The sequence below is a fragment of the Streptomyces sp. NPDC018833 genome, assembly GCF_044390825.1.
Lineage (GTDB): Bacteria > Actinomycetota > Actinomycetes > Streptomycetales > Streptomycetaceae > Streptomyces.
The window spans coordinates 68,023-94,516 of sequence record NZ_JBIRZM010000006.1 but is presented as its reverse complement, the minus strand read 5'-3'; the positions used below and the strand labels follow the sequence as shown (position 1 = coordinate 94,516).

The window sequence follows — 26,494 nt, the reverse complement described above, 5'->3', positions numbered from 1 at the left end:
ATGCCGAGGCCAAAGATGTGTGGGGGGAGTATGGACAGATCGGGCTTTTGCCTACGGTACAGAATGCCCACATGTTGAGAATCTGCAGTTCCGCTAAGGGGCTTGGGTAGATCTTGGTACTGACACCCGATCGGAGTTTGCTCGGGTTACGAGGGGATCGGAGCCGCGGGCAACCGTGAGCGGGAAACCGCATTCCGGACACGATCTTCGTCACTCAGAGTGACGAATTTGGGGATGTTGATCGTGTTGCGGCGTCGTGACGGCGAGGTGAATCGGCCGCGGATGGAAGCGCTGCGTAATCGGCCACCGTCCGATTTTCGGACTCCTCGTCAGGGAATGCGGCGCGTCGGGTCAGCTCGGCGGTCGCCAGTTCTCGGAGCTGCCGGTCGCACCCTTGCGCTGCGTGCACTTCTGTTCCGCCTGGCGGTCGATCAACTCAAGTGCTTTTCGACGGCCTTGGCGCCTCTCCTCGGTATGTGCTGCGGCGACGATTTCCTCGTGCAGCGCGTACTGATCATTGGAGAGGCCCTTCTGTTCCCAGTCGATCCCCGACCATTTGCTGCCCTTGAGTGTCTCTTTGGCCCAGTACGACACGATACTTGTGCATATCTGTGCGAGGGAGGTGTTCTGTGGCACCGGAGTTGACGGCCCTGAGGAGCCGGGGGAGGGGGCGGTCGCACAGGCGGGCGCGGCGAGCGAGAACAGGAGTACCCCGGCGGCGTACGTGGCCGGACCATGCGGCTTCATACCCATGGGGGAAACGCTAGGCCGTCACCATCGGTGACACAACGGTCCGGAACGGCGATGCTCCCGCGAAGCATGCCCCGGCCCCGCAAAGCGGCGCAGGCGGGAAATGGGGCCAGGTCCGGCGTGGTGCGGCGGGTGACCTGGGCTGGGCACCGGGGTGGGTGTCTTGAGTGGGGTGCCGGCGGTGGGGCGCGGGGCCTGGCCCGCGTGGCGCGGAAGGTGACGGAGGCCTGGGGCCGTGCGAGGCGGGCGGCGTACGCGGTGCCCAGAGCTGGGATGCCGGCCGGGGCGCGGGGGCGGAGACGGGGTGCCCGGCGGTTGCGCGGCGCCGTAGGGGGTGGGGCCGGTGCGAGGCGGGCGGCGGACGCAGGGCTGGGCGACCGGGCCGGTCTCGAGTCAGGTGGCACCGGGCCAGAGGCCCGGTCCGGCGGGGTGCCGGAGGGAACGTGGGGGCCTGGGTGCCGCGACGCGGGCCGGTGGCGGGCCCGGGGCGGGTTGCCCGGGTCCCGAGAAGGTGGCCGGCGGGGCGCGGGGCAGGAGCCCCGAGTGAGGCGCGGCGGCCCGGTGGGCGGCCGCCGCGCCGGTGGCTCAGCCCTGGGCGTCACGCAGGAGGCAGGTCAGCCGTGCCGTGCAGACCCGCCTGTCCTGCTCATCGCTGATCACGATCTCGTACGTGGCAGTGGAGCGCCCACGGTGCACCGGAGTCGCCACGCCGGTGACCTGACCCGAACGCACACCGCGGTGGTGCGTGCAGTTGAGGTCCACGCCGACGGCGATCTTGGAGGAGCCGCCGTGCAGCATCGAGCCCACCGACCCCAGGGTCTCTGCCAGCACCGCGGAGGCGCCGCCGTGCAGCAGCCCGTAGGGCTGGGTGTTGCCCTCCACGGGCATCGTGCCCACGACCCGCTCCGCCGAGGCCTCGACGATCTGCACGCCCATGCGGTCGCCCAGGGTCCCGGCGGAGAAGAGTGCGGGCAGGTCTATGCCGAGCTCCGCGTACTCGTCGATGACCTCTTGCGGGAACTTCACGGTGGTCTGCTCGCCCATGGGGCCGGCTCCGATCGTCGTACGGCGTTTCCCTGACTGCCTGAGCAAACGCTTAGGTGGTCGGAGATTGTTCCAGACGCACGATCACGGACTTGCTGGCGGGGGTGTTGCTCGTGTCCGCCGTGGAGTCCAGCGGCACCAGCACGTTCGTCTCCGGGTAGTACGCCGCGGCGCAGCCACGCGCCGTGGGGTAGTGGACGACCCGGAAGCCCGGGGCGCGGCGCTCCACGCCGTCCTTCCACTCGCTGACCAGGTCGGTGTACGCACCGTCCGCCAGGCCCAGCGCCCGCGCGTCCTCGGGGTGTACGAGCACCACGCGCCGGCCGCCCTTGATGCCGCGGTAGCGGTCGTCGAGACCGTAGATCGTGGTGTTGTACTGGTCGTGCGAGCGCAGGGTCTGCAGGAGCAGCCGGCCCTCGGGCACCTCGGGGTACTCGACCGGGGCCGCGGTGAAGTTGGCCTTGCCCGTCGCCGTCGGGAAGCGCCGCTCGTCGCGCGGGCCATGCGGCAGGGTGAAACCGCCGGGCCGGGCGATCTTCTCGTTGAAGCCCTCGAAGCCGGGAACGACTCGGGCGATCCGCTCGCGGATCCTCCCGTAGTCCTTCTCGAACTCCTCCCACGGTGTCGTCGACGCCGGCCCCAGCACAGCACGCGCCATGCGGGCGACGATGGCCGGCTCGGAGAGCAGATGCGGGCTCGCGGGCGGCAGGTTTCCACGGGAGGCGTGGACCATGCCCATCGAATCCTCGACGGTGACCACCTGACGACCGCCCGCCTGGACGTCCTTGTCGGTGCGCCCCAGGGTCGGCAGGATCAGCGCACGCCGGCCTGTGACGGCGTGCGAGCGGTTCAGCTTGGTCGACACGTGCACCGTCAGCCGGGCCTTGCGCACCGCCGCCTCGGTGACCTCCGTGTCCGGGGTGGCCCCCACGAAGTTGCCGCCCATCGCGAAGAACACCTTGGCCCGGCCGTCGCGCAGCGCCTCGATCGAACGGACGACGTCGAAGCCGTGGTGGCGCGGCGGCGCGAAGCCGAACTCCCGCTCCAGCGCGTCCAGGAACGCCTGCGAGGGACGCTCGAAGATGCCCATCGTGCGGTCGCCCTGCACGTTGGAATGGCCGCGCACCGGGCAGACCCCCGCCCCGGGACGGCCGATGTTGCCGCGCAGCAGCAGGAAGTTGACCACCTCGCGGATGGTCGCCACGGAGTGCTTGTGCTGGGTCAGGCCCATCGCCCAGCACACGATGATGCGCTGGGACTCCAGCACCATGGTGAGCGCGCGCTCGATCTCCTTGCGCCCCAGCCCGGTCGCGGCGAGTGTGTCGTCCCAGTCGGCCGCCCGCGCGGCGGCGGCGAACTCCTCGAACCCATGGGTGTGTTCCCGCACGAAGTCCGAGTCGACCGCACCGTCGGTCTCCAGGACCAGCTTGTTCAGCAGGCGGAAGAGTGCCTGGTCGCCGCCGATGCGGATCTGGAGGAAGAGATCGGTCAGCGGGACGCCCTTGATCATGCCGCGCGGCGTCTGCGGATTCTTGAACCGCTCCAGGCCCGCCTCGGGCAGCGGATTCACCGAGACGATCCGCGCGCCCGAGGCCTTGGCCTTCTCCAGGGCGGAGAGCATGCGGGGGTGGTTGGTGCCGGGATTCTGCCCCGCCACGATGATCAGATCGGCCTGGTGCAGGTCCTCCAGCGAGACGCTGCCCTTGCCGATGCCGATCGTCTCGGTCAGCGCGGAGCCGGAGGACTCGTGGCACATGTTGGAACAGTCGGGCAGATTGTTCGTCCCGAACTCGCGGGCGAACAGCTGCAGCAGGAACGCCGCCTCGTTGCTCGTGCGCCCCGACGTGTAGAACAGGGCCTCGTCCGGGGAGGAGAGTGCGCCCAGCTCCTCGGCGATGATCGCGAACGCTCGCTCCCAGGTCACCGCCTCGTACCTCTCGGCGCCCTCGGCGAGATACATGGGCTGGGTGATACGGCCCTGCTGGCCCAGCCAGTAATCACTGCGGCGCGCCAGGTCGGCGAGCGTGTGCGCGGCGAAGAAGTCCGGCGTGACACGGCGCAGCGTCGCCTCCTCGGCGACGGCCTTCGCCCCGTTCTCGCAGAACTCCGCGACATGGCGCTTGTCGCCCTCGGGCCAGGCGCAGCCGGGACAGTCGAAGCCGTCCTTCTGATTGACCTGCAGCAGCGTCTGCGCCGTGCGGCGCACGCCCATCTGCTGGCGGGCCGTGCGCAGCGTGTGCCCGATCGCGGCCAGGCCGGCTGCCGCATGCTGCGGCTCCGCGACCTGGGGCGCGTCCTGGACCGGATCACCTGCGGGCGGCTTGCTGGCCATCGCGCTCTCCTTCGAGCGTCGTTTCCTGCTATAACGGCTCCGATCCTTTCACGTACCACCGACAGTGGCCCAGGCTCCGAGGAACCGGGCAGCCTGCGGAGGTGATCGGGCCGGGGCCGCCCCGGGCACAGCTCACCCATCACCGGCAGTGGCCGGGCTGCGGCCGTACCGGGCGCTGGCCGCGTGCCCCCGGCGTACGGCCCGGGTCCGGGCCCTACGGGGAACCGCTCACGCGCCCCCGGCGGCGGCCGGGCTCAGGCCGGACCGGGTGCCGCAGACCGTGGGTCGGGAATGTCAGTGGTCCGTGGCAGGATCGGGTCCGTGGCTGAGACGGCATCGAAGAAGACGGCAGACAACCGACCGCGCCTGCTCCTCATGGACGGGCACTCCCTGGCGTACCGGGCGTTCTTCGCGCTGCCCGCGGAGAATTTCACGACCGCGAGCGGTCAGACGACGAATGCGATCTACGGCTTCGCGTCGATGCTGGCGAACACGCTGCGCGACGAGGCGCCCACGCATTTCGCCGTGGCGTTCGACGTGTCCCGCAAGACCTGGCGCTCGGCGGACTTCCCCGAGTACAAGGCGAACCGCTCGACGACCCCGGACGAGTTCAAGGGGCAGGTCGAGCTGATCGGCGAGCTGCTGGACACGATGAACGCGGTGCGGTTCGCCGTCGAGGGCTTCGAGGCCGACGACGTCATCGCCACCCTGGCCACGCAGGCCGAGGCCGCCGGGTTCGAGGTGCTGATCGTCACCGGTGACCGGGACTCGTTCCAACTGGTCAGCGAGCACACGACCGTGCTGTACCCGACCAAGGGCGTCTCCGAGCTGACCCGGTTCACCCCGGCCAAGGTCGAGGAGAAGTACGGCCTCACCCCCCAGCAGTACCCGGACTTCGCCGCCCTGCGCGGCGATCCGTCGGACAACCTGCCGGGCATCCCCGGCGTCGGCGAGAAGACCGCCACGAAGTGGATCAACCAGTTCGGCTCGTTCTCCGAGCTGGTCGAGCGCGCCGACGAGGTCAAGGGCAAGGTCGGTCAGGCGCTGCGCGACCACCTGGAGTCGGTCAAGCTCAACCGCCACCTCACCGAGCTGGTGCGCGACGTGGAGCTGCCCAAGTCGGTCACCGACCTCGAGCGCGCTCCCTACGACCGCACCGCGCTCAAGGGCTTTCTGGAGGTCCTGGAGATCCGTAACCCGAGCCTGCGCGAGCGGCTCCTGTCGGTCGACCCGGGCGCCGAGGCGGAGGAGGCTCCGGCGCCCGCCGCCGGCGTCGAGCTCGACGGCAGCGTGCTGGGCTCCGGCGAGCTGGCGTACTGGCTGGAGCAGCACGGCAAGCAGCCGCTCGGCGTGGCCACCGTCCACAGCTGGGCGCTCGGCGTCGGCAATGTCAGCGAAGTCGCGCTGGCCGCCGCTGGGGGCAAGGCGGCCTGGTTCGACACGACGCAGCTCGACGAGTCCGACGAGAAGGCGTTCGCCGCCTGGCTCGCCGACCCGTCCCACCCCAAGATCATGCACAACGCGAAGGAGGCCCTGCGGGTCTTTCCCGAGCACGGCTGGGAGATCGCCGGCGTCACGATGGACACCGCGCTGGCCGCGTATCTCGTGAAGCCCGGACGGCGGTCATTCGCGCTGGACGCCCTCTCGGTCGAGTACCTGCACCGCGAGCTCGCGCCGGCCGCGGCCGACGGTCAGCTGGCCTTCGGAGCCGACGAGCAGGCCGAGGCCGACGCGCTCATGTCACAGGCCCGGGCGGTCCTCGATCTGGGTGAGGCATTCACCGGGAAGTTGACGGAGGTCGGCGCGACCGACCTGCTCCACGACGTGGAGCTGCCCACCTCCCTGCTCCTCGCACGGATGGAGCGGCACGGCATCGCCGCCGACCGAGCCCATCTGGAGGCCATGGAGCAGCAGTTCGCGGTCGCCGTGCAGCAGGCGGTGAAAGAAGCGCACGCGGCCGTCGGCCACGAGTTCAACCTCGGCTCGCCCAAGCAGCTGCAGGAGGTGTTCTTCGGCGAGCTGAATCTGCCCAAGACGAAGAAGACCAAGACCGGCTACACCACGGACGCGGACGCGCTGGCCTGGCTCGCGGCCCAGACCGACCATGAACTGCCGGTCATCATGCTGCGCCACCGCGAGCAGGCCCGGCTGAGGTCGACGGTCGAGGGCCTGATCAAGACCATCGCGGCCGACGGCCGCATCCACACCACCTTCAGCCAGACCGTCGCCGCGACGGGTCGCCTGTCCTCGACCGACCCGAACCTGCAGAACGTGCCGGTGCGGACGGACGAGGGCCGCGCGATCCGCCGCGGGTTCGTGGTCGGCGAGGGCTTCGAGTCCCTGATGACCGCCGACTACAGCCAGATCGAGCTGCGCGTGATGGCGCACCTGTCGGAGGACGAGGGCCTCATCGAGGCGTTCACCTCCGGCGAGGACCTGCACACCACGGTCGCCTCCCAGGTGTTCGCCGTGGAGCGGTCCGCCGTGGACGCCGAGATGCGCCGGAAGATCAAGGCCATGTCGTACGGGCTCGCCTACGGACTCTCGGCGTTCGGCCTCTCCCAGCAGCTGAACATCGAGCCGGCCGAGGCGCGTGTCCTGATGGACACCTACTTCGAGCGCTTCGGCGATGTCCGCGACTATCTGCGCCGCGTCGTGGACGAGGCGCGGGCGACGGGCTACACGGCGACGATGCTGGGGCGCCGCCGCTATCTGCCCGACCTGAACAGCGACAACAGGCAGCGCCGGGAGGCGGCCGAGCGGATGGCTCTGAACGCGCCGATCCAGGGCACCGCGGCGGACATCGTCAAGGTGGCCATGCTCAATGTGGACCGCGCACTGACGGAGGCGAAGCTCTCCTCCCGTCTGCTGCTCCAGGTCCACGACGAAATCGTGCTGGAGGTGTCTCCGGGCGAGCGCGAGCAGGTCGAGACGCTGGTCCGCCGGGAGATGTCCTCGGCAGTGTCCCTGCGGGCGCCGCTGGACGTCTCGGTGGGCGTGGGCCCGGACTGGGAGTCAGCGGCCCACTGAGCTCGCCCCGCGTGTGACGCCCCGGGGCCCTGTGCTCCGGGGCGTCACACGCGGGTGCGGACGCGTACCGCCGCCCCACACAGCAGCAGGCCTGTGACCAGCCCCGCCCCCGCGCCGAAGCACGCCGTCGGGATCAGGTCGAGCGGGGTGTCGACGCGGCCCCAGTACAGGTACCAGCGCACACAGCGGTGTACGACGCCCGCGGCCACGCACACCGCCAACACCGCACCGGCCGCGAGGCGCTCACGCCGGCCGAGCGCCGGCAGACCGGCACCGGACGGAGCTTCCGGCTCCGCGCGGCGCAGGGCCGACACCCAGAACCACGTCAGCGCGACAAACGCGAGCGCCGAACTCCCGTACTGCGTATACGTGTAGAGCGGCAGTCCCGCGACCGCCTCGCTCAGCACGGGCATCATCCGCACACCCCACCGGTCGAAGTGGGTGAACGCGTCCCACACCACATGCGTCGTCGCCCCGATCACCGCCGAGGCGTAGAACCAGAACGCGGCGGTCAGCGGCGGGCGCTCATGCCACGCGCGGCCCCGCAGTACCGCGTGCACCCTGGCCTGCCATCCGTCCGGAAGCAGTGCGACCAGCGGGTCCCGCACCAGCAACCACAGCGCGAGCAGCACCACGGTGATGGCGACGTCCACCGTGAGCACACCCGCGGGGCCGTGTGTCACCTCACCCAATTCCATCGCACCCGGCACGAAACTCGCCGCGAAGTACGTCATGTCCGGCGCGAACGAGCCCAGGACGAGCCCCGACGCGAACAACGGCCCGCGTGCCGTCCCGTTCGTCCGGATGCCCGGCAGCACCGCCGCGGCGTGGCTCAAGGTGAACGGCATGGTGTCAGTCCCCTGTGACGACGCTGATCAATGCTGCCCAGTATGCGTGACCGCTCTGTGCGCAGCAGGTCGGGAATGCGTTAGTGCCGTCAGGTGGCGAACCGGTGAATACCGGTCAGGGACCGGTTCTGCGAGGCCCGCAGGTGCACTAGGGTCACGAGAGACTTCGCGCGGGGGAGCGCGAGGAGCCGCCGACGGGGAGGGGACCAGACGTATGGCAGCGCAATTCGGCCGCCGACTGCGCAGGGGAGCTACGACGACCGCCGTTGCCGCGGCCGCTGTGGCCGCACTCTCCGCCTCCCAGGCGCCGGGCATCGCGCCCGCCACGTCGGGGGGAAGCCAGGGGGCCACCGACGTCACCCCTCCGCCCGGCACGCCCGTCACCGGCAACTCCCCGTACTACACCGACCTTCCTCCGCTCAACACCCCGGATGACCCTGGCACTTCGGGCGATGTGCCGGTGACCGGTCCAGGAGAGGCGGGCATACCCGCGACCGTCCTCGCGGCCTACAAGCGGGCCGAGCAGAGCCTCGCCGAGACGGATGCGGCGTGCCGTCTGCCGTGGCAGCTGCTCGCGGCCATCGGCAAGGTGGAGTCCGGTCAGGCGCGCGGTGGCCGGGTGAACGCGAACGGTACGACGCTGACCCCGATCCTGGGTCCGGTGCTCAACGGCGTCGGCTTCGCGAACATCTCCGACACCGACAACGGTGCCTACGACGGCGACACCGTCCACGACCGGGCCGTCGGCCCTATGCAGTTCATCCCCTCCACCTGGGCCACCTGGGGGCAGGACGGCAACGGCGACGGCCGCAAGGACCCCAACAACATCTACGACGCCGCGCTCGCCGCCGGCCGCTACCTGTGCGCGGGCGGCCGGGACCTGACGGTCCAGGACGACCTGGACAAGGCGATCCTCGGCTACAACCACTCGCGGGAGTACCTGCGCACGGTGATGTCGTGGTTCGAGTACTACAAGCGCGGCACCCACGAGGTCCCCGACGGCACCGGTGTGCTGCCCGTGGACGATGCCCCCGACAGCGCCGGTCCCCAGCCGACTCCGGATCCCAAGCCGAAGCCCAAGCCCAAGCCCAAGCCCAAGCCGAAGCCGAAGCCGAGCCCGTCCCAGCCGGGGACGCCTCCAAGCCCCGCACCTTCCCAGCCCGGTGAGGGCCCCGGCGCAACGCCGGCGCCCACCCCGGTGCCCGTCTCGCGGATCGAGGATGCGGGTACCGGGCGGATGACCGCGACGGCCGGGCAGGACTTCACCGTCCGCGCCAAGGCCCGGGTGGAGAACTCCCGGGGCGAAGCCGTGCCGCGGCAGGCCGTGCGGTTCACCGTCATCGGCGACACCGACACCCGCTTCCCGGACGGCGCGACCAGCGTGCTCCTCCTCACCGGAGCGGACGGCACGGCCACGGCCCCCGCCCTCCGCGCGGGCGAGAGGACGGGCACCTTCACCGTGCGCGCCACCGTCGAAGGGCGCACCCTCGCCCCCGTCGACTTCATCGCCACCGTGACCCAGCGGGTCGCGGACACGATCGTGCGGATCGGCAGCGACGCCCAGACGGCCGAGCCCGGTGGCGAGTTCGCCGACGCCATCCAGGTCAAGGCGACCTGCCGCGGTGCAGCGGCCCCCGGTGTCGAGATGACCGCCACCATGATCACATCCGACGAGAGCGCGGCCGTGAACAGCAAGGGCCCCTACTTCGGGAAGGACGCCGACGGCAACCCCATCCGCACCCTCACCGGCCTCAAGACCGACGCCAACGGCCTGGTGACGCTCCCGAAGATCTACGCGGACGACAATCAGGGCACCTTCCGCCTGCGTCTGACCACCCCCGGCGGGGGGAGCCTGGACATCGACCTGCAGGTCGTCGTCCCGGCCGAGCCTTCGCCCGACCCGTCCCCGTCGTCCACCGGCTGACCGCACGGACGGACCTCACCGCACTCCACCGCACCGCCCCTCCGCCCCCCGGGCCGAGGGGCGGTCGCGTACGTTCCTCCCGTTCGGCTCGCACCGGCTGTTCTCATCTCACCGTCGCATTGCTACGGTGCCCTCTACCTGACGCTGCATCAGATGTGAGTCCCGGGAGGCCAGCATGCGTGCCCTCGCCGCCGCCGTCATCGGACTGGCCGCCGCGTTCGCCCTGGTCCTCACCGCGACGGCGATCGGCGCACCTGTCGGCGAGACCTCGCCGAAGCCGCTGCTGACCACCGTCCCCGGTCCCAAGAAGTAGGGAGACGGCTATGCACCGCAGCGCCGGCCTCGTACTCCTCGCCCTCGCCGTCTTCTTCGCCGCCCTCGCCCCCCTGCTGCGCTGGTACGCCTTCCCCCGGCTTGCCAAGATCCCCGCCGGGCAGTACCAGGAGATGGTGCTCGAGGCGAAGCCCGCGACGCTCCTCGACTACGGCACCCTCACGGCCCGGGAGGTCGGCAAGGTCACCATCGTCCAGACCTTGAGGGGCAACGTCGAGGAGTCCGATCGCATCGAGCGCAGCGCCGGCCGTGACGTGGTCGTCTGGGACACGCTCTCCTACGTCCAGGGCCCCGACGGCAAGATGGTCTCCCAGATCCCCGAGCGCTACATCTTCGACGCCCACAGTCAGGAACCCGTCCATGCCACCGGCGAGTCGGTCGACGGCGACGCCGTGCGGCGTGAAGGCATCGAGTTCAAGTGGCCCTTCCTCACCGAGAAGCGGGACTACGCCTACTTCGACGCCCAGACCCGCACCTCCGCCCCCATCCACTACAAGGGCACTCGTACCTTCCGCGGCCTTCAGGTCTACTACTTCGAGCAGACCGTCCCGTGGACCAAGGTGCCCTACCCGAAGAAGATGCCCGTCCCCGGCGTGGACGCCACCACCCTGGAGAAGCAGACGGGGACCACCCGCTGGTACACCACCAAGCGCATGTTCTGGGTGGAGCCGGTGACGGGCGCCCCCGTCAACGGTGAGGAGATCCACAGGGAAGAACTGCGCGGCGGAACCCTTCTCGGCGGCCGGGACAAGGTCACGGCGTTCGCCGGTCATGTGAAGATGCGCGAGGACTACATCGACTACACGGTCGGTCTCGTGAGCTCCCAGCGACGGCTCGTGCTCCTGATGACCTCCTTCCTTCCGTGGGGATTTCTGACCCTGGGCGGCGGCCTGCTGACACTTGCGCTCATCCTCGAAGCACGGGGCCGCCGACCGCAGGGCCCCGCCCCGGCGCACATGGCACCCGGCCCCGAACCTGCCCGGACCTCCTGACCGCTTCCGCCTCAGCGCGACCGCGTCAGGGTCGCCCCCGCCTGTACCCTCTGACCGGCTCGGCCGACCATCGCCAAGACCGGTCCCCCGCCCCCGTTCGGTCTCGCCCCGGATCCGCCTTCCGCCCCTAGGGCGAGGACCGCGCGGCTCTGGCCTTCGTGTGGCGGGTGGGCTCGGCTGTCGCCGGGTCCTGCGGCCAGGGGTGCTTGGGATAGCGCCCGCGCAGCTCAGCCCGCACGGAGCGGTAGCCCTCCCGCCAGAACGAGGCCAGATCCGCCGTGACCGCGGCAGGCCGCCCTGCCGGGGAGAGCAGATGCACCACCACGGGCACTCCCGCGATCGTCGGCGTCTCCCGCAGGCCGAACATCTCCTGGAGTTTCACCGACAGCACCGGCTGCTCCCCGCCGTACTCCACCCGTATCCGTGATCCGCTCGGCACCTCGATCCGCTCCGGTGCCAACTCCGCCAGCCGCGCCGCGTCCCCCGTCGCCCATGGCAGGAGACGCTGCAGTGCCTCGCCGGCCCGGATACGGCCGAGATCGGCCCGCCGCGCCGCCCGGGACAGCTCGGGCTCCAGCCAGTCCCCGGCCCGCTCCAGCAGCGCGGCATCCGACACGTCCGGCCACGGCGCCCCCAGCACCCGGTGCAGGAAAGCGAGCCGCTCCCGCAGCCCGTGCGCCTCACGTGTCCAGTGCAGCAGCCCGAGACCTTCCCGGCTCAGCCCGTCCAGTAGCGCCTGCCGCACCAGACCCGGCTCGGCACTCCCCAGCGGTCGCACCGACAGCTCCACCGCGCCGAGACGCTCCACCCACCGGGCGACCACGTCCCCGTCCTCCCAGTGCACCTCCTCCTGCTCGGACAGCAGATGCGACGCGGCGGCGCGCGCCGCCTCCTCGTCGACGACGGCCGCCAGTCGCACCCGTGCGGAGGCCGCATGAGCGGGCCGGTCGGCCACCGCGACGGCGAGCCATGGAGCCTGCCGCAGGCGGGAGCCCTCACCGACCTCGGCCCCGGTGCCGGACACCATCAGGAACGACTGCTCCCCGCGCCCCCGCGCCACCCGCTCGGGGAAGGCGAGGGCCGCCACGAGCCCTGCGGCGGCGTCCTGTCCCATGGCGGCGGTCCGGGGACCGCCTCCGGCCGTGTCGAGGCCGGCGAACCCCCGCCCGGACGCCGCCGTGCCCGCCTTGCTGCCGGCGCCGCTCGTCGCCTGCCCGGCCTGCCCGGCCTGCCCGGCCTGCCTGGCGTCCCCGGCCTCCGTCCGGTCCGCAGCGGACAACGACGACAGCAGACGGCCCGCCTCCGCCCGCCACCGCGCGCCGTATGCGTCGCCGCCGCGCCGTGCCGTGCGCCATGCCCCCGCCAGGTCGTCGCCGTACTCGCGCGGCGATTCCTCGCTCAGCAGCGCCACGATCTCCGCCGCGCGCCGGGCACCCACCTCCGGTGCACCGTCGAGCAGAGCGCGGGCCAGCCTCGGGTGCACGCCGAGCCGCGCCATCCGTATCCCGCGGTCGGTTGCCCGGCCGCTGTCGTCGACGGCGCCGATGGCACTCAGCACGGAACGTGCGGCAGCCATCGCGCCTGTGGAAGGTGCGTCCAGGAGGGCCAGGCCCCCCGCGTCCGGATCTCCCCAGCAGGCCGTCCGCAGCGCGAAGGAGGCAAGGTCGGCGATCCTGATCTCCGGGGAGGGGTGGCGCGGCCGCCGGACGTCGTCCGCTTCCGACCAGCAGCGGTACACCGTGCCGAACGCCTCCCGGCCCGCCCGGCCCAGCCGCTGCGTCGCGCCCGCCGCGGACACGGGCACCGTCGCCAGTGAGCCCAGCCCCCGGGCATGGTCGACTCGTGGCTCCCGGGCCAGGCCCGAGTCGACGACGACCCGCACCCCAGGCACCGTCAGGCTGGACTCGGCGACGGATGTCGCCAGCACGACCCGACGCCGGTCACCTCCACGCAGCACCGCCTCCTGCACTGCCGCCGGCGCCCGCCCATGCAACTGCAACACTTCGGCGGCCACCCCGTCGAGCATCCCTGCAGTGCGCGCGATCTCGCCCGTGCCCGGCAGGAAGCAGAGGACGTCCCCTTCGTGACGGTCGAGTGCCAGGCGCACGGTCGCCGCCACATGCCGCAGGAGCTGCGGATCGACCCAGGTGCCGTGCGCCGGGCGGATGCCGGCGGGCGGCGGCGCGAAGTGGACCTCCGCTCCGTACCCCTGGCCCTCGCTGCGGACGACGGGTGCGGGGCCCGAGCCGTCGAGCCGGGTCAGCAGATCGGACCACGCTTCGGCGTCGCTGGTAGCCGATGCCGCGATCAGCCGCAGCTCCGGACGCAGCGTCGCCCGCACGTCCACCAGGAAGGCGAGGGCGGTGTCGGCATCGAGATGCCGTTCGTGGCACTCGTCGAGCAGGACCACGTCCACGCCGGGCAGCTCGGGGTCGCGCTGCAACCTCTGGAGCAGCACGCCCGTCGTGACCACCTCGACGCGTGTGCGGGGGCCGGACCTCCTCTCACCGCGCACGGAGAACCCGACACCGTCGCCCACGTCCTGGCCCAGCAGCCAGGCCATCCGGCGCGCGGCGGCCCGCACGGCCATCCTGCGTGGCTCGGCGACCAGCACCCGCCGCCGCGGGCCGTCCCCTATGAGCCCGGCGAGCGCCAGCGGCACCAGCGTCGTCTTGCCGGTGCCGGGCGGGGCGTGCAGGACGGCCGTGCCGCGCTCGTCGAGCGCGGCCAGCAGCTCGGGCACTGAGTGGCGGACGGGAAGGCGGTCGATTGCGTCGGTTCGGATCACGTCATCAGTTTCGTACGGACCGCCGATGCGTCGTTCAGGGTTGTCCACAGAGGACCAGCACTCATGAGGTCATATGACTTACTGGTGGTGTCGGGCCCTGACCGCAGGAGCCGGTTCACGCCCTGATCCGTGACAGCCGGCCGCGGTACCCGCCGGACCTCGGCGACGCTCGGACCCGTCGGTCGTGGGGACGCCGGTGACCGCTCAGTCCCGTCGGTCCCACTGGACCTCGGCGACGGTTGCAGGCCCGCTGGACCTCGGCGGCCGTTCGGTCCGCCGGCCGCGCCGCACGCCGGCGACGCTCGGTCCCGTCCGTCCTTCAGTCCCGTTCGCAGACGAAGATCGCCGTTCCCGGAATCAGATGCCCCCGCAGCGGCGACCAGCCGCCCCACTCCTGGCCGTTCCACGCCGGCCACTCCGGCTCGACCAGGTCCACCAGCCGGAAGCCGCCCGCCACCACGTCCCGCACCCGGTCGCCCAGGGTGCGGTGGTGCTCGACGTAGACGGCGCGCCCCTGCTCGTCCTGCTCGACATACGGCGTGCGATCGAAGTACGAGGACGCCACGGACAGCCCCTCCGGCCCGGGCTCGTCCGGGAAGGCCCACCGGATCGGGTGCGTGACCGAGAAGACCCACCGCCCGCCCGATCGCAGCACCCGCCTGACCTCGCGGAACACCCGTACCGGATCCCCCACGAACGGCACCGCGCCATAGGCGGAACAGGCCAGGTCGAAAGAGCCGTCCCGAAAGGGGAGCGTCGCCGCGTCCGCCTCTACGAGCGGCACGTCCCCGCCGATGCGCAGCGCGTGCTGCAGCTGGCGGTGGGAGAGGTCGAGGGCCACGGGCCGCGCGCCCTGTGCCGCCAGCCAGCGCGAGCACTGCGCCGCCCCGGCACCGATCTCCAGGACATTCAGGCCCTTGAGGGAGCCGGCCGGGCCGAGCAGTCCGGCCTCGGCCTCGTCGAGCCCCTCCGGGCCCCAGATGAAGCGGTCGTCGCCGAGAAACGCGCCGTGGTCCTGCTGGTACTCGTCGGCGTTCCGGTCCCACCAGCCACGGTTTGCCCGGGTGCTCTCCGCGTCCCCGGCGTCACGGCGGGTCGCTTCCGGTTCGAATTCTTGGCTCATCGTCACCGTCGTTGTAGTTTGCGTATCGCGCCATTGGTGGGCGACAACGAGGCCATTGTGGCCTCGGCAAACATTAGTTGTGCCGGGAATGCGGTCTTCTGCCCCGGGTGTGCGGCTTCGCGCATTGACCGTGTCCGGCTGCCCCCGTATGCTACAAGTTGCGCTGCGGGCCTGCGCGCCTCAGACGGAGCAGGCCGCGCTCGCATCTGTATGTATGTCCCCTCGGTTCACGAGGCGCCCCCCAGAATCCTGGATCGGCGCTTCCTAAGCTGTCCGGTCTTCTGCAGCTGCGATACGGGCTCTCGGCGTAGCAGTACCTACGACTTCAATGTCCGTACCGGAGCCCTTTCCCACATGACGAGCAGCACCGAGACCACCGCCACCACCCCGCAGGTTGCGGTCAACGACATCGGTAACGAGGAAGCCTTCCTCGCCGCGATCGACGAGACGATCAAGTACTTCAACGACGGCGACATCGTCGACGGCGTCATCGTGAAGGTCGACCGGGACGAGGTCCTGCTCGACATCGGTTACAAGACCGAAGGTGTCATCCCGAGCCGCGAGCTCTCGATCAAGCACGACGTCGACCCGAACGAGGTCGTCAAGGTCGGCGACGAGATCGAGGCCCTTGTCCTTCAGAAGGAGGACAAGGAAGGCCGCCTGATCCTCTCGAAGAAGCGCGCCCAGTACGAGCGTGCCTGGGGCACCATCGAGAAGATCAAGGAAGAGGACGGCATCGTCACCGGTACCGTCATCGAGGTCGTCAAGGGTGGTCTCATCCTCGACATCGGCCTCCGTGGCTTCCTGCCGGCCTCCCTCGTCGAGATGCGCCGTGTCCGCGACCTCCAGCCCTACGTGGGCAAGGAGCTCGAGGCCAAGATCATCGAGCTGGACAAGAACCGCAACAACGTGGTCCTGTCCCGCCGCGCCTGGCTCGAGCAGACCCAGTCCGAGGTCCGCCAGACGTTCCTCACCACCCTGCAGAAGGGTCAGGTCCGCTCCGGCGTCGTTTCCTCGATCGTCAACTTCGGTGCCTTCGTGGACCTGGGTGGCGTCGACGGTCTCGTCCACGTCTCCGAGCTGTCCTGGAAGCACATCGACCACCCGTCCGAGGTTGTCGAGGTCGGCCAGGAGGTCACCGTCGAGGTTCTCGACGTGGACATGGACCGCGAGCGTGTCTCCCTGTCGCTGAAGGCGACGCAGGAGGACCCGTGGCAGCAGTTCGCCCGGACCCACCAGATCGGTCAGGTCGTCCCGGGTAAGGTCACCAAGCTCGTTCCCTTCGGTGCGTTCGTCCGCGTCGACGAGGGCATCGAGGGTCTGGTCCACATCTCCGAGCTGGCCGAGCGCCACGTGGAGATCCCGGAGCAGGTCGTCCAGGTCAACGACGAGATCTTCGTCAAGGTCATCGACATCGACCTCGAGCGCCGTCGCATCAGCCTCTCGCTGAAGCAGGCCAACGAGTCCTTCGGTGCCGACCCGGCCTCGGTCGAGTTCGACCCGACCCTGTACGGCATGGCCGCGTCCTACGACGACCAGGGCAACTACATCTACCCCGAGGGCTTCGACCCGGAGACCAACGACTGGCTGCCGGGCTACGAGGCCCAGCGCGAGGCGTGGGAGACCCAGTACGCCGAGGCGCAGCAGCGCTTCGAGCAGCACCAGGCTCAGGTCATCAAGTCCCGCGAGGCCGACGAGGCCGCTGCTGCCGAGGGTGGCGCCGCCGCTCCGGCTGGCGCCCCGGCGGGTGCCTCCGGCGGCTCGTACTCCTCGGAGTCGGACGACAACTCCGGCGCCCTGGCGTCGGACGAGGCGCTGGCCGCCCTGCGCGAGAAGCTGGCCGGCGGCCAGAGCTGAGGCTCTGACCCCGGGCTGGTGAACAGCTGACGTGAGGCCCGCTCCCTTTGGGGAGCGGGCCTCACCGCGTTTCCGGACCGTCGCGGCCCTCCGGGGCCGACCGGGCGGTGCGGTATCAGGGGTGACGGCGATGTCCGTCGGTCCCCTGCCGCCGGTGACGGTGATGCCCCTGATCGTCCAGTAGGAGGCGCCGTTGAGGTGCAGTCCGTAGCCGCCGCCGGCCTTCTGTGGCACTGGACGAGCCGGTCAGGGTGGTCCGGGCGCCGGCGGAGCCGTCCACAGTGGTCTTGAAGTCACCCGTGTAGGTGCCGTCCGCCGGCTGGATCGTGTCGCCGAGGTGAGCGGGCCTCGGGGCGGCAATTGAGTTCGGACGTCGTGTCCACATCGATGACCGTGGCCGCCCCGGCAGGCTCGGCGAGCAGGGGCAGGCCCTGGTGGCGGAGGCGGAGGCCACCAGGACGGAGAGCAGTTTTCGGGCGCGTATGGGGGTGCCGTCCCGTAGGGTTCGAGGTCCCGGGTGTTCTCATAGATGGACAATGGATGCATGTATGAACAGGCATGCCCGCAGGCGCTAGAGACGGCCCCAACGGATGTCAGGGTCTGTCTGTACCAGAAGCGGGCGAACCCGTACCGGCCTGCGAACTGACGGCCGGCCGCAGCTCGTTCACCGGCGGAACGGGAATGACCGCGCGTCATCAGGCGTTCTTCCCGACGGACACGAGGAGGAGCGGTAATCGTGCTTGATCCGCAGGGTTTGTACGAATGGGAGCCGAAGGGCCTGGCGGTCGTCGACATGGCGCTCGCGCAGGAGTCGGCGGGCCTGGTCATGCTGTATCACTTCGACGGCTACATCGACGCGGGTGAGACCGGCGAGCAGATCGTCGACAGCCTGCTGGACTCGCTTCCCCACCAGGTGGTGGCGCGTTTCGACCACGACCGGCTGGTGGACTACCGTGCCCGCCGCCCGCTGCTGACGTTCCGCCGCGACCGCTGGAGCGCCTATGAGACCCCGTCGCTGGAGGTACGGCTCGTCCAGGACGCCACGGGCACCCCGTTCCTGCTGCTGTCCGGCCCGGAGCCGGATGTCGAGTGGGAGCGCTTCGCGGCAGCCGTGGGCCAGATCGTCGAACGGCTCGGCGTACGCCTGGCGGTCAATTTCCACGGCATCCCCATGGGCGTGCCGCACACCCGCCCGGTCGGCCTCACCCCCCACGGCAACCGCACCGACCTCATGCCCGGCCACCGCAGCCCCTTCGACGAGGCCCAGGTGCCCGGCAGTGCCGAGTCGCTCGTCGAGTACCGCCTGATGGAGGCGGGCCATGATGTGCTCGGTGTCGCGGCCCACGTTCCGCACTACGTCGCACGCTCCGTCTACCCGGACGCGGCGCTCACCGCTCTGGAGGCGATCACCGCCGCCACGGGGCTGGTCCTTCCAGGAGTCGCGCACACGCTGCGCACGGAGGCCCACCGCACACAGACGGAGATCGAGCGGCAGATCCGCGAAGGCGATGAGGAACTCGTGGCACTCGTTCAGGGTCTTGAGCACCAGTACGACGCGATGGCCGGCGCCGAGACCAGGGGCAGCCTGGTCGCCGAGCCCGTCGACCTGCCATCCGCGGACGAGATCGGCCGCGACTTCGAGCGCTTCCTCGCGGAGCGGGAAGGCGACGCGTAGCCGGCCGGGGGCAGGGCAGGGACACACGGCGCTCACGTAGGCTGCGCGCATGCTGAAAGTGGGCCTCACCGGTGGAATCGGCGCCGGGAAGAGCGAAGTGTCCCGGCTTCTCGCTTCGTACGGCGCGGTGCTCATCGACGCCGACCGGATCGCGCGTGAGGTGGTCGAGCCCGGCACCGAGGGACTCGCAGCTGTCGTCGACGCCTTCGGACCGGACATCCTGACGTCCGAGGGCACGCTGGACCGGCCAAGGCTCGGGGCGATCGTCTTCAACGACCCCGACCGGCTCGCCACGCTCAATGCGATCGTGCACCCGCTGGTGGGCGCGCGCTCACGTGAGCTTGAGGCGGCCGCGGGTCCGGATGCCGTGGTGATCCACGACGTACCGCTGCTCACCGAGAACGGCCTGGCGTCGCTGTACGACCTGGTGGTCGTCGTGGACGCCACGCCCGAGACACAGCTCGACCGGCTGGTACGGCTGCGGGGCATGAGCGAGGCCGACGCCCGGGCGCGGATGGCGGCGCAGGCCACACGTGAGCAGCGGCTGGAGATCGCCGACCTCGTCATCGACAACGACGGGCCGCTCGCGGAGCTGGAACCGCAGGTCCGCAAGGTGTGGGACGAACTGACCCGCAGGGCCTCCGCCGGGCGGTAGCCACGCCTCCGGCCCGTCGGTGTGTACGCGCCTGGCGGGAACGGTCCGTCGCGGGTCCGTTTGGCCGGAATACCGCTGCGGCAGGCGGTGTTGAAACAGCGACGTGAGGGGAAGGATCGCAGCGTGCCCAACAGCAACCCGGAGACGCACGTCATCGACTACCGCGCGGCCGAGCAGTTGCTCGCCGCGCGTGATCCGCGTGGCGCCGTGAAGCTGCTCGACTCAGTGATCGCCGCCCACCCGGAGAACACCGCCGCGCGGCTGCTGCGTGCGCGGGCCTTTTTCGCCGCGGCGCAACTGCGCCCTGCCGAGCTCGAATTCGAGCTGGTCCTGGAGCGGGAGCCGGACAACGCCTTCGCCCACTTCGCGCTGGCCCGCACCTTCGAGCGCTCCGGTCGGCCCGAGCAGGCGAAGCGGCACTTCCGTCTGGCGGCAGCGCTGGATCCCAATCCGGAGTACCTGCGGGCAGCCCGCTTCGACGGCGAGTCCTGAGGTCGCCTGACCCGAGGCTGGTCTCGTCCCCGATACGCGGCGGGCACCGCTGACGGTTCGGGCCCAGCGCGTCAGCCGTGATCCGGCTCGTAGGGAGGGACGTCCCGGCCGGGCTGATAGTGCGGTCCCTGGCGCATGTGCCGGATGACCATGACCACGTCCACGGCGACGACCAGGAACAACGCGCCGAAGGCGGCTGCCCAGCCCGGGCGTCCGACCCACGCGAACGCAGCCGTGCCCGCCGTGGTCCAGATCAGACCCCAGACACCGAGCCAAAGCCGCAGCCGCAGGGGACTGCGGGCGGTGATCGGTTCGTTTCCGGTACGCATAGCCGTCACATCTCCATCTTTCTCCCCCTGTGTACCCGCGCGGCGAAGACCTACGTGTCCCTGGCTCTGGGTAGAGCGGCAGAAATAGGCGGACCGCCGGGAACGACGGATCCCTACGGTCCGCAAGAGCGGAGAGGACGGCCCGACGAGCGATGAGTCCGGGGCGTGGCCACGGTCAGAACCGGTGACGGAGATGCACCGCTCACCGAGGAGAACACGATGTCCGCGACGACCACCGCCACGACGACCACTGCCCTCCCCCCGACAACCGGACGCCGGACGGACATCGCGGTACGCCTACTCCAGATCGTCCTCGCTCTGTTCTTCGCCCTCGCGAGCGCGGCCCCGAAGCTCGTCGCCCACTCCTCCGCCACCGAAGGCTTCGACAGGATCGGGTACGGCGACTGGTACATGTACCTGGTCGGTGATCTGGAACTCGCCGGTGCCGTCGCTCTCGTGATCCCGATCCTCGCCGGTGCCTCCGCAATCGCCCTGATGGGGCTGATGATCGGCGCGTTCGTCACCCAGATCACCGTCTTCGACGGCGAGTACGCGATCACCCCCGTGATCTTCTTCGTCCTCCTGGCGATCGTGGCACGCGTCCGCCGCGGCCGGACCGCGTCTCTCGTCGCCATGGTGCTGCGCGGGCCGACGACCAGCACTCGTGGATGAGGGCTCGTCCTTGGGGCATAACGGTCATACCGTGGTAGTGCAATCTGCGGCCCGACAACAGGGGGTGCCCCCATGGTCGAGGAGCTGGTGGTGGCCGGCGTCGCCGCCCTGACGGGAGGCATCGCCTATGCGATGGCGGCCGCCCGCGTGGTCAGGCAGTACGAGCGGGGCGTTGTCCTCCGACTCGGCCGCCTGCGCCGTGAGGTCCGTGCGCCCGGATTCACCATGATCATTCCGATCGTCGACCGGATGCACAAGGTGAACATGCAGATCGTCACCATGCCGGTGCCGGCCCAGGAAGGCATCACCCGTGACAACGTGACGGTGCGCGTCGACGCGGTCGTGTACTTCCGGGTCGTCGACGCCGCAAACGCCATTGTCGAGGTCGAGGACTACCGCTTCGCGGTGTCGCAGATGGCACAGACGTCGCTGCGTTCGATCATCGGCAAGAGCGACCTGGACGACCTGCTCTCCAACCGCGAGAAGCTCAACCAAGGCCTTGAGTTGATGATCGACAGCCCCGCCGTCGGCTGGGGGGTCCAGATCGACCGCGTGGAGATCAAGGACGTCTCGCTGCCCGAGGCCATGAAGCGCTCGATGGCGCGGCAGGCCGAGGCGGACCGCGAGCGCCGGGCGCGAGTCATCAACGCCGACGCCGAACTGCAGGCATCGAAGAAGCTGGCGGAGGCCGCCGGGGAGATGTCGAAGCAGCCCGCCGCCCTGCAGCTGCGACTGCTCCAGACCGTGGTCGCCGTCGCCGCCGAGAAGAACTCCACACTGGTCCTGCCCTTCCCCGTCGAGCTGCTGCGCTTCCTGGAGCGTGCTCAGCAGCCCGGTGCCCAGCCCGGTGCCGTGGGCCAGCCCGCCCCGCAGCAGCAGGTGGCGGGCGGCGGGACCGCACACGAGCCGGCACCGATCGCGCCCGGGGCCCCTGATGCCGGCCAGGCGCCGATCGCGCCCGGGGCCCCCGATGCCGGCCAGGCACCGCTTGCGCCGGAAGTCCCCGATGCGGGCCAGGCACCGATCACTCCGGAGGGGGAGGTTCAGGAGCAGCGGGGCGCTCCGTCGGCCGACGGGCCGTCCGGCCACCCAGCCGCACCGTCCACGACATCCACTCCTGCCGCGTGAGCGTGCGCCACTGGTCCGATCGCCAGGGTCCTGGGGCTCGCCAGAGTACTGGGCAGACATCGTCGTCCTGAGCCGGTGGTGTGCACCGGCTGCCCGAGTCCGCGCTCCGCCGCGCCTGGCGAACGGCGGCCGGGCCATCGACCGCAGACGCGGGACCGGTCCGGCAAGGCTCGCGTCCGGGCCTCCCGGCGTCGTAGGCGAACGTGCAGGTCAACAGGGTGCCGGGGGCGATTGTCAGACCCCGCCCGTAAGGTCGTGGATCCAGTGACTCGTACGTCGCCGGCGACCTGCGGGAGGAGGTGACCTCATGGCCCCGGATCTTGCGTTCTCCACCGAGACGCGTGCTGACCAGGCGCGTCCGCTGCGGCAGTGTGCGGCCGTCTTCCTGCCCGGAGCCCTGCCCCGTCAGGGGCGGATCGCTTTCTGGGGCCCGGACGGGGACGAGGTGACGGGTGCAGACGGCGAACTCACCGTCGTCGGGGCGCACGGCGCGGGCGTGCGGAGCCGTACCGTTCCCGCCCGGATCCTGTCCGTTGCCGATGCGGCCCCGCTGCTCATGCAGGCCCGCCACGACCCCTTCGCCCACCCTGCGGCCGCCTGCTGGGGCGCCGCCGTGCTGCATGCTCTGCACCTTGTCGCACGGGGCCGTCTGATGCCGGGCCTGACCGCGACCGATCACGACGCCTGGCGGGCCGGTCCGCTCGACGCGGACGACATCGCCCAGCTGCGCGCCATCGCGGCCGCCATGCCGTACGAGGCGTACGCCGCTCCAGTTCCGGGCCTCCGGCCGCTGTCCCTGCCCGAGCCCGATGCCCTCGTGCGGCAGTTCTTCGACGCGGTCGCCGACACCCTGCCGCGCACACCGGCGGCCGCACACGCCGCGGGCGCGCCGTTCGCGGCTTCCGCTGCGCAGCATCTGCCCGGAGCGCGCGAGTGGGCCGCCGAGGCCGCCGCAGGGATGGACGCGGGTGTACGGGTCTCCCTGCGTCTGGACCTCTCCGCGTTCGAGCTCTTCGACCAGGCCGAGGAGGACGGGGCGCAGCGCAGCGCCGGAGCCGCTCTCGTGCAGGTGCACAGCCTCGCCGACCCGACACTGGTCATGGACGCGGCCCCGCTGTGGGCCGGAGCCGGTGACGAGCAGTTCGGGCCGCGGGCGCGGATCGACGCGTTGCTGGCACTGCGCCGCGCGGCACGCGTCTGGTCACCGCTCACCCGGTTGCTGGAGATGGACGTGCCGGACGTCCTGCCGCTGACCGAGGCAGAGCTGTACGAGCTGTTGGGGCCCGGGGCCGCCCGACTGGACACGGCGGGCGTGGCGGTGCACTGGCCGAAGGAGCTCGCGCGGTCGCTCACCGCGGCCGCCGTCGTGCGGCCCGCGCCGGGCTCGGCCACCGACGGCACACCCTTCTTCGACAGCGAGGAACTGCTCAGGTTCAACTGGCAGCTGGCATTGGACGGCGACCCGCTGACCGAGGGCGAGATGGACGCGCTCGCCGAGTCCCACCGGCCTGTCGTGCGGCTGCGCGACCGGTGGGTGGTGGTCGACCCCGACCTCGTACGCAAGGCGCGCAAGCGCGAGTTGGGCCTGCTGGAGCCTGTGGACGCGCTGGCCGTGGCGCTGACCGGCACGGTAGAGGTGGACGGGGAGACGGTCGAAGCGGTGCCGACGGGGGCTCTCGCCGCACTGCGCGACCGGCTCACCGCGGCGTCGGAGCCCGTGAGCCCGCCCGAGGGACTCGTCGCCACCCTGCGCGACTACCAGTTGCGCGGTCTGGCCTGGCTGGACCTGATGACCTCGCTCGGCCTCGGCGGCTGCCTCGCCGACGACATGGGTCTCGGCAAGACGGTCACCGTCATCGCCCTGCACCTGCGAAGGGCGCGCCGCGAGCCCACCCTGGTCGTCTGCCCGGCCTCCCTCCTCGGCAACTGGCAGCGGGAGATCGCGCGCTTTGCGCCCGGCGTCCCCGTGCGCCGCTTCCACGGAGCCGACCGCACACTGCCGGCTTCCGACGGCGGCTTCGTCCTGACCACGTACGGCACGATGCGCACCAGCGCGGAGCTGCTGGCGGGCCACCGCTGGGGCATGGTCGTCGCCGACGAGGCCCAGCACGTGAAGAACCCCTTCTCCGCCACCGCCAAAGCCTTGCGGACGATCCCCGCACCCGCGCGCGTGGCCCTCACCGGCACCCCCGTGGAGAACAACCTCTCCGAGCTGTGGGCGCTGCTGGACTGGACGACGCCCGGCCTGCTCGGGCCGATGAAGGCGTTCCGCGCCCGGCACGCCCGCATCGTGGAGAGCGGCGAGGACGACGAGGCTGCCGAGCGCCTCGCCCGCCTGGTGCGGCCGTTCCTGCTGCGCCGCCGCAAGTCCGACCCGGGCATCGTGCCGGAGCTGCCGCCGAAGACCGAGACCGACCATCCGGTCCCGCTCACCCGCGAACAGGCGGCGCTGTACGAGGCGGTCGTGCGCGAGACCATGGCGGCGATCGAGGGCGCGGAGGGCATCGCACGCCGCGGCCTGGTGATGAAGCTGCTCACCGCGCTGAAGCAGATCTGCAACCACCCCGCTCAGTTCCTCAAGGAACACGGCTCGGGATACGGGCGGGCTGCGGGCCCTGCCGGGCTGTCGGGCCGCGGCTCGGGGTACGGACGGGGCGCCGGCCCGGCCAGGCTGTCGGGTCGCTCCGGCAAGCTGGCGCTCCTCGACGAACTGCTCGAGACCATCCTGTCCGAGGACGGCTCCGTCCTGGTGTTCACCCAGTACGTGGCCATGGCCCGGCTGCTCTCGGACCACCTCGCGTCCAGGGCGATCCCGAGCCAGATGCTGCACGGCGGCACCCCGGTGGCGGAGCGGGAGCGCATGGTCGACCGCTTCCAGTCGGGCGAGGTCCCGGTGTTCGTCCTCTCCCTGAAGGCCGCGGGCACGGGGCTCAACCTCACGAGGGCCGGCCATGTCGTCCACTTCGACCGCTGGTGGAACCCGGCGGTCGAGGAACAGGCCACCGACCGGGCCTACCGCATCGGCCAGACACAGCCCGTGCAGGTCCACCGGCTCATCGCCGAGGGCACGGTCGAGGACCGGATCGCCGAGATGCTCGCCGCCAAGCGGGCGTTGGCCGACGCGGTGCTCGGTTCCGGCGAAGCCGCGCTCACCGAGCTGACCGACCGCGAGCTCGCCGATCTCGTCTCGCTCAGGAGGCCGTCATGAGCCCGTCCATGCGGCCGCGTCACGGCAACAGGCCGACTGCGCGCACCGACCCCCGTCACGACGACCTGCGCCGCACCTTCCCTGCCCTCGACCCCTGCGAGGGCGAGGAGATCGCCTCGACCTGGTGGGGAAACGCCTGGGTGGAGGCGCTGGAGGCCGCCGCCCTCGACCGGGCCCGCCTCGAGCGCGGCCGCGTCTACGCCGGCCGGGGCAGTGTCGCGTCGATCACCGTCACACCCGGCCGGGTCACCGCGTACGTCCACGGCAGCAGACCCCGCCCCTACCGCACCGAGATCCGCCTGCGCACCCTCGGCGAAGACGACTGGGACGAATTCCTCGCCGCCGCATCGGCCCGCCCCGACCACATCGCCGCGCTGCTCGACAAGGACGTCCCGCATGCTCTGGCGGACGCCGCCGACCTGCTGCCGACGCCTGGTGACCTGATCCCGGACTGCTCCTGCCCCGACGACGGTTACCCCTGCAAGCACGCGGCCGCGCTGTGCTACCAGACGGCCAGGCTGCTCGATGAAGACCCGTTCGTGCTGTTCCTCATGCGGGGTCGGGGCGAACGGGGCATCCTATCCGCCCTGTCCCGGCGCAACGCGACCCGATCCGCCGCCGAGCGTGCCGCGGCAGCGGCCGAGGCACCCGTGGCGACCGTGCACGCCCGCGAGGCCGTCGCGGTGAGGGAACTGCCCACGCTGCCCCCGCCATTCCCGCTGCCCGCGCGGCCGGGCCGTCCGCCCGCCTATCCGCACGCGCCCGGCGCACCAGACCCGCTCGCCCTCGACCTCCTCGCCGGTGAGGCGGCAGCACGCGCCCACACGCTCCTCACCACCGGCAAGGACCTCGTCGCCCGGCTCACTCCCTGGCAGGACGCGGTCCGCCTGGCCGCAGCCCACCCCGGCTCAGGCCTGACCGCCTCCACCCGCGCGCTCTACCGCGACCTCGCCGCAGCGGCCGACCGCACACCCACCGACCTGGCCCGGGCCGTCGCCGCCTGGCGCCAGGGCGGACTTGCCGCACTGCGCGTCCTGGAAGAGCCCTGGGACCCGCCCGCCGGGCCCTTCGACCGGGCGAGGCCGGCCCTCGCCGCGGCCGACTTCCCGCACTTCCGGCCCTGGCGCAACCAGCTCTCCTCGCGCTCCTTCCAGCTCCGCCTCGGCCGCGACGGCCTCTGGTACGGCTACGAGTCGGATCCGGGCCGTGAGGACTGGTGGCCTCGTGGCACACCCGACACGGACCCCGTCGGAGCTCTCACCGCACTGGTGGGCGGATGACCCCTGCCACTGGAGGGCGGCGGTCGCCCGCCGA

General features: G+C 71.2%; 19 protein-coding genes. 12 read left to right on the top strand and 7 right to left on the bottom strand.

Annotated features, from left to right (window positions below; all coding sequences use genetic code 11):
- Nucleotides 1-351: 351 nt before the first annotated feature.
- The 3 genes from ACH5AF_RS14590 to ACH5AF_RS14580 all read right to left on the bottom strand — a co-directional run bounded on the left by ACH5AF_RS14590 (nt 352) and on the right by ACH5AF_RS14580 (nt 4,126).
- Nucleotides 352-753, bottom strand: a complete 402-nt coding sequence (locus ACH5AF_RS14590; protein WP_398902008.1) for a hypothetical protein — start codon at nt 751-753, stop codon at nt 352-354.
- Between the two features lie 582 nt (nt 754-1,335).
- A complete protein-coding gene (locus ACH5AF_RS14585; protein ID WP_215181182.1) occupies nt 1,336-1,794 on the bottom strand; it encodes a PaaI family thioesterase in 459 nt (152 codons plus the stop codon).
- Between the two features lie 52 nt (nt 1,795-1,846).
- A complete protein-coding gene (locus ACH5AF_RS14580) occupies nt 1,847-4,126 on the bottom strand; it encodes an FdhF/YdeP family oxidoreductase (RefSeq protein ID WP_398902007.1) in 2,280 nt (759 codons plus the stop codon).
- A 321-nt stretch (nt 4,127-4,447) separates the two neighbouring features.
- Between ACH5AF_RS14580 and polA the strand changes: the two genes are divergently transcribed.
- On the top strand, nt 4,448-7,156 hold the full coding sequence (gene polA / locus ACH5AF_RS14575) for a DNA polymerase I (RefSeq protein WP_398902006.1): 2,709 nt from the start codon (nt 4,448-4,450) through the stop codon (nt 7,154-7,156).
- 44 nt (nt 7,157-7,200) lie between these two features.
- Here polA and ACH5AF_RS14570 read toward each other — a convergent pair whose 3' ends face one another.
- Nucleotides 7,201-8,004: a DUF4184 family protein gene (locus ACH5AF_RS14570; RefSeq protein WP_398902005.1), complete on the bottom strand. Its 804-nt coding sequence runs from the start codon at nt 8,002-8,004 to the stop codon at nt 7,201-7,203.
- A 214-nt stretch (nt 8,005-8,218) separates the two neighbouring features.
- On the opposite strand from ACH5AF_RS14570, the gene ACH5AF_RS14565 reads away from it, so the two are divergent.
- The 3 genes from ACH5AF_RS14565 to ACH5AF_RS14555 all read left to right on the top strand — a co-directional run bounded on the left by ACH5AF_RS14565 (nt 8,219) and on the right by ACH5AF_RS14555 (nt 11,253).
- Entirely contained in the window at nt 8,219-9,928 is a 1,710-nt protein-coding gene (locus ACH5AF_RS14565) for a lytic murein transglycosylase (RefSeq protein ID WP_398902004.1), read from the top strand.
- Between the two features lie 175 nt (nt 9,929-10,103).
- On the top strand, nt 10,104-10,241 hold the full coding sequence (locus ACH5AF_RS14560) for an SPW_0924 family protein (protein ID WP_398902003.1): 138 nt from the start codon (nt 10,104-10,106) through the stop codon (nt 10,239-10,241).
- A gap of 10 nt (nt 10,242-10,251) precedes the next feature.
- Nucleotides 10,252-11,253, top strand: coding sequence for a DUF3068 domain-containing protein (locus tag ACH5AF_RS14555; RefSeq protein ID WP_398902002.1), 1,002 nt, complete (start codon nt 10,252-10,254; stop codon nt 11,251-11,253).
- Between the two features lie 127 nt (nt 11,254-11,380).
- Here the strand turns inward: ACH5AF_RS14555 and ACH5AF_RS14550 are convergent, their stop codons facing one another.
- Both ACH5AF_RS14550 and ACH5AF_RS14545 read right to left on the bottom strand, forming a co-directional pair.
- Entirely contained in the window at nt 11,381-14,041 is a 2,661-nt protein-coding gene (locus tag ACH5AF_RS14550) for an ATP-dependent RNA helicase (RefSeq protein WP_398902001.1), read from the bottom strand.
- A gap of 319 nt (nt 14,042-14,360) precedes the next feature.
- The gene (locus tag ACH5AF_RS14545) at nt 14,361-15,164 is read right to left on the bottom strand and encodes a class I SAM-dependent methyltransferase (protein WP_398902000.1); all 804 of its coding nucleotides are present in this window, start codon (nt 15,162-15,164) and stop codon (nt 14,361-14,363) included.
- Nucleotides 15,165-15,518: 354 nt separating this feature from the next.
- Between ACH5AF_RS14545 and rpsA the strand changes: the two genes are divergently transcribed.
- The 4 genes from rpsA to ACH5AF_RS14525 all read left to right on the top strand — a co-directional run bounded on the left by rpsA (nt 15,519) and on the right by ACH5AF_RS14525 (nt 19,843).
- Complete coding sequence (gene rpsA / locus ACH5AF_RS14540) at nt 15,519-17,021, top strand: 30S ribosomal protein S1 (protein ID WP_392714135.1); 1,503 nt, start codon at nt 15,519-15,521, stop codon at nt 17,019-17,021.
- Between the two features lie 736 nt (nt 17,022-17,757).
- Entirely contained in the window at nt 17,758-18,696 is a 939-nt protein-coding gene (locus ACH5AF_RS14535; protein WP_398901999.1) for a PAC2 family protein, read from the top strand.
- A gap of 49 nt (nt 18,697-18,745) precedes the next feature.
- Complete coding sequence (gene coaE / locus ACH5AF_RS14530) at nt 18,746-19,351, top strand: dephospho-CoA kinase (protein ID WP_398901998.1); 606 nt, start codon at nt 18,746-18,748, stop codon at nt 19,349-19,351.
- Nucleotides 19,352-19,474: 123 nt separating this feature from the next.
- Entirely contained in the window at nt 19,475-19,843 is a 369-nt protein-coding gene (locus ACH5AF_RS14525; RefSeq protein WP_215181204.1) for a tetratricopeptide repeat protein, read from the top strand.
- A 71-nt stretch (nt 19,844-19,914) separates the two neighbouring features.
- Here ACH5AF_RS14525 and ACH5AF_RS14520 read toward each other — a convergent pair whose 3' ends face one another.
- Nucleotides 19,915-20,172 carry a DUF6343 family protein gene (locus tag ACH5AF_RS14520; protein ID WP_398901997.1) on the bottom strand — a complete coding sequence of 86 codons (258 nt, stop codon included), beginning with the start codon at nt 20,170-20,172 and terminating at the stop codon, nt 19,915-19,917.
- Nucleotides 20,173-20,337: 165 nt separating this feature from the next.
- Between ACH5AF_RS14520 and ACH5AF_RS14515 the strand changes: the two genes are divergently transcribed.
- From ACH5AF_RS14515 to ACH5AF_RS14500, 4 genes are all read left to right on the top strand, one after another.
- A complete protein-coding gene (locus tag ACH5AF_RS14515; protein ID WP_398901996.1) occupies nt 20,338-20,844 on the top strand; it encodes a DoxX family protein in 507 nt (168 codons plus the stop codon).
- Nucleotides 20,845-20,916: 72 nt separating this feature from the next.
- The gene (locus tag ACH5AF_RS14510; RefSeq protein WP_398901995.1) at nt 20,917-21,972 is read left to right on the top strand and encodes an SPFH domain-containing protein; all 1,056 of its coding nucleotides are present in this window, start codon (nt 20,917-20,919) and stop codon (nt 21,970-21,972) included.
- 307 nt (nt 21,973-22,279) lie between these two features.
- On the top strand, nt 22,280-25,180 hold the full coding sequence (locus ACH5AF_RS14505; RefSeq protein WP_398901994.1) for a DEAD/DEAH box helicase: 2,901 nt from the start codon (nt 22,280-22,282) through the stop codon (nt 25,178-25,180).
- On the top strand, nt 25,177-26,460 hold the full coding sequence (locus ACH5AF_RS14500; protein WP_398901993.1) for an SWIM zinc finger family protein: 1,284 nt from the start codon (nt 25,177-25,179) through the stop codon (nt 26,458-26,460). Before ACH5AF_RS14505 ends, ACH5AF_RS14500 begins: the two co-directional genes overlap by 4 nt.
- Nucleotides 26,461-26,494 lie beyond the last annotated feature (34 nt).

Excerpts from the sequence above, each read along its gene's own strand:
- ACH5AF_RS14590 (WP_398902008.1), bottom strand. The coding sequence starts at position 753 with ATGGGTATGAAGCCGCATGGTCCGGCCACGTACGCCGCCGGGGTACTC.
- ACH5AF_RS14585 (WP_215181182.1), bottom strand. The coding sequence starts at position 1,794 with ATGGGCGAGCAGACCACCGTGAAGTTCCCGCAAGAGGTCATCGACGAG.
- ACH5AF_RS14580 (WP_398902007.1), bottom strand. The coding sequence starts at position 4,126 with ATGGCCAGCAAGCCGCCCGCAGGTGATCCGGTCCAGGACGCGCCCCAG.
- ACH5AF_RS14570 (WP_398902005.1), bottom strand. The coding sequence starts at position 8,004 with ATGCCGTTCACCTTGAGCCACGCCGCGGCGGTGCTGCCGGGCATCCGG.
- ACH5AF_RS14565 (WP_398902004.1), top strand. The coding sequence starts at position 8,219 with ATGGCAGCGCAATTCGGCCGCCGACTGCGCAGGGGAGCTACGACGACC.
- ACH5AF_RS14560 (WP_398902003.1), top strand. The coding sequence starts at position 10,104 with ATGCGTGCCCTCGCCGCCGCCGTCATCGGACTGGCCGCCGCGTTCGCC.
- ACH5AF_RS14555 (WP_398902002.1), top strand. The coding sequence starts at position 10,252 with ATGCACCGCAGCGCCGGCCTCGTACTCCTCGCCCTCGCCGTCTTCTTC.
- ACH5AF_RS14545 (WP_398902000.1), bottom strand. The coding sequence starts at position 15,164 with ATGAGCCAAGAATTCGAACCGGAAGCGACCCGCCGTGACGCCGGGGAC.
- rpsA (WP_392714135.1), top strand. The coding sequence starts at position 15,519 with ATGACGAGCAGCACCGAGACCACCGCCACCACCCCGCAGGTTGCGGTC.
- coaE (WP_398901998.1), top strand. The coding sequence starts at position 18,746 with ATGCTGAAAGTGGGCCTCACCGGTGGAATCGGCGCCGGGAAGAGCGAA.
- ACH5AF_RS14520 (WP_398901997.1), bottom strand. The coding sequence starts at position 20,172 with ATGCGTACCGGAAACGAACCGATCACCGCCCGCAGTCCCCTGCGGCTG.
- ACH5AF_RS14510 (WP_398901995.1), top strand. The coding sequence starts at position 20,917 with ATGGTCGAGGAGCTGGTGGTGGCCGGCGTCGCCGCCCTGACGGGAGGC.
- ACH5AF_RS14505 (WP_398901994.1), top strand. The coding sequence starts at position 22,280 with ATGGCCCCGGATCTTGCGTTCTCCACCGAGACGCGTGCTGACCAGGCG.
- ACH5AF_RS14500 (WP_398901993.1), top strand. The coding sequence starts at position 25,177 with ATGAGCCCGTCCATGCGGCCGCGTCACGGCAACAGGCCGACTGCGCGC.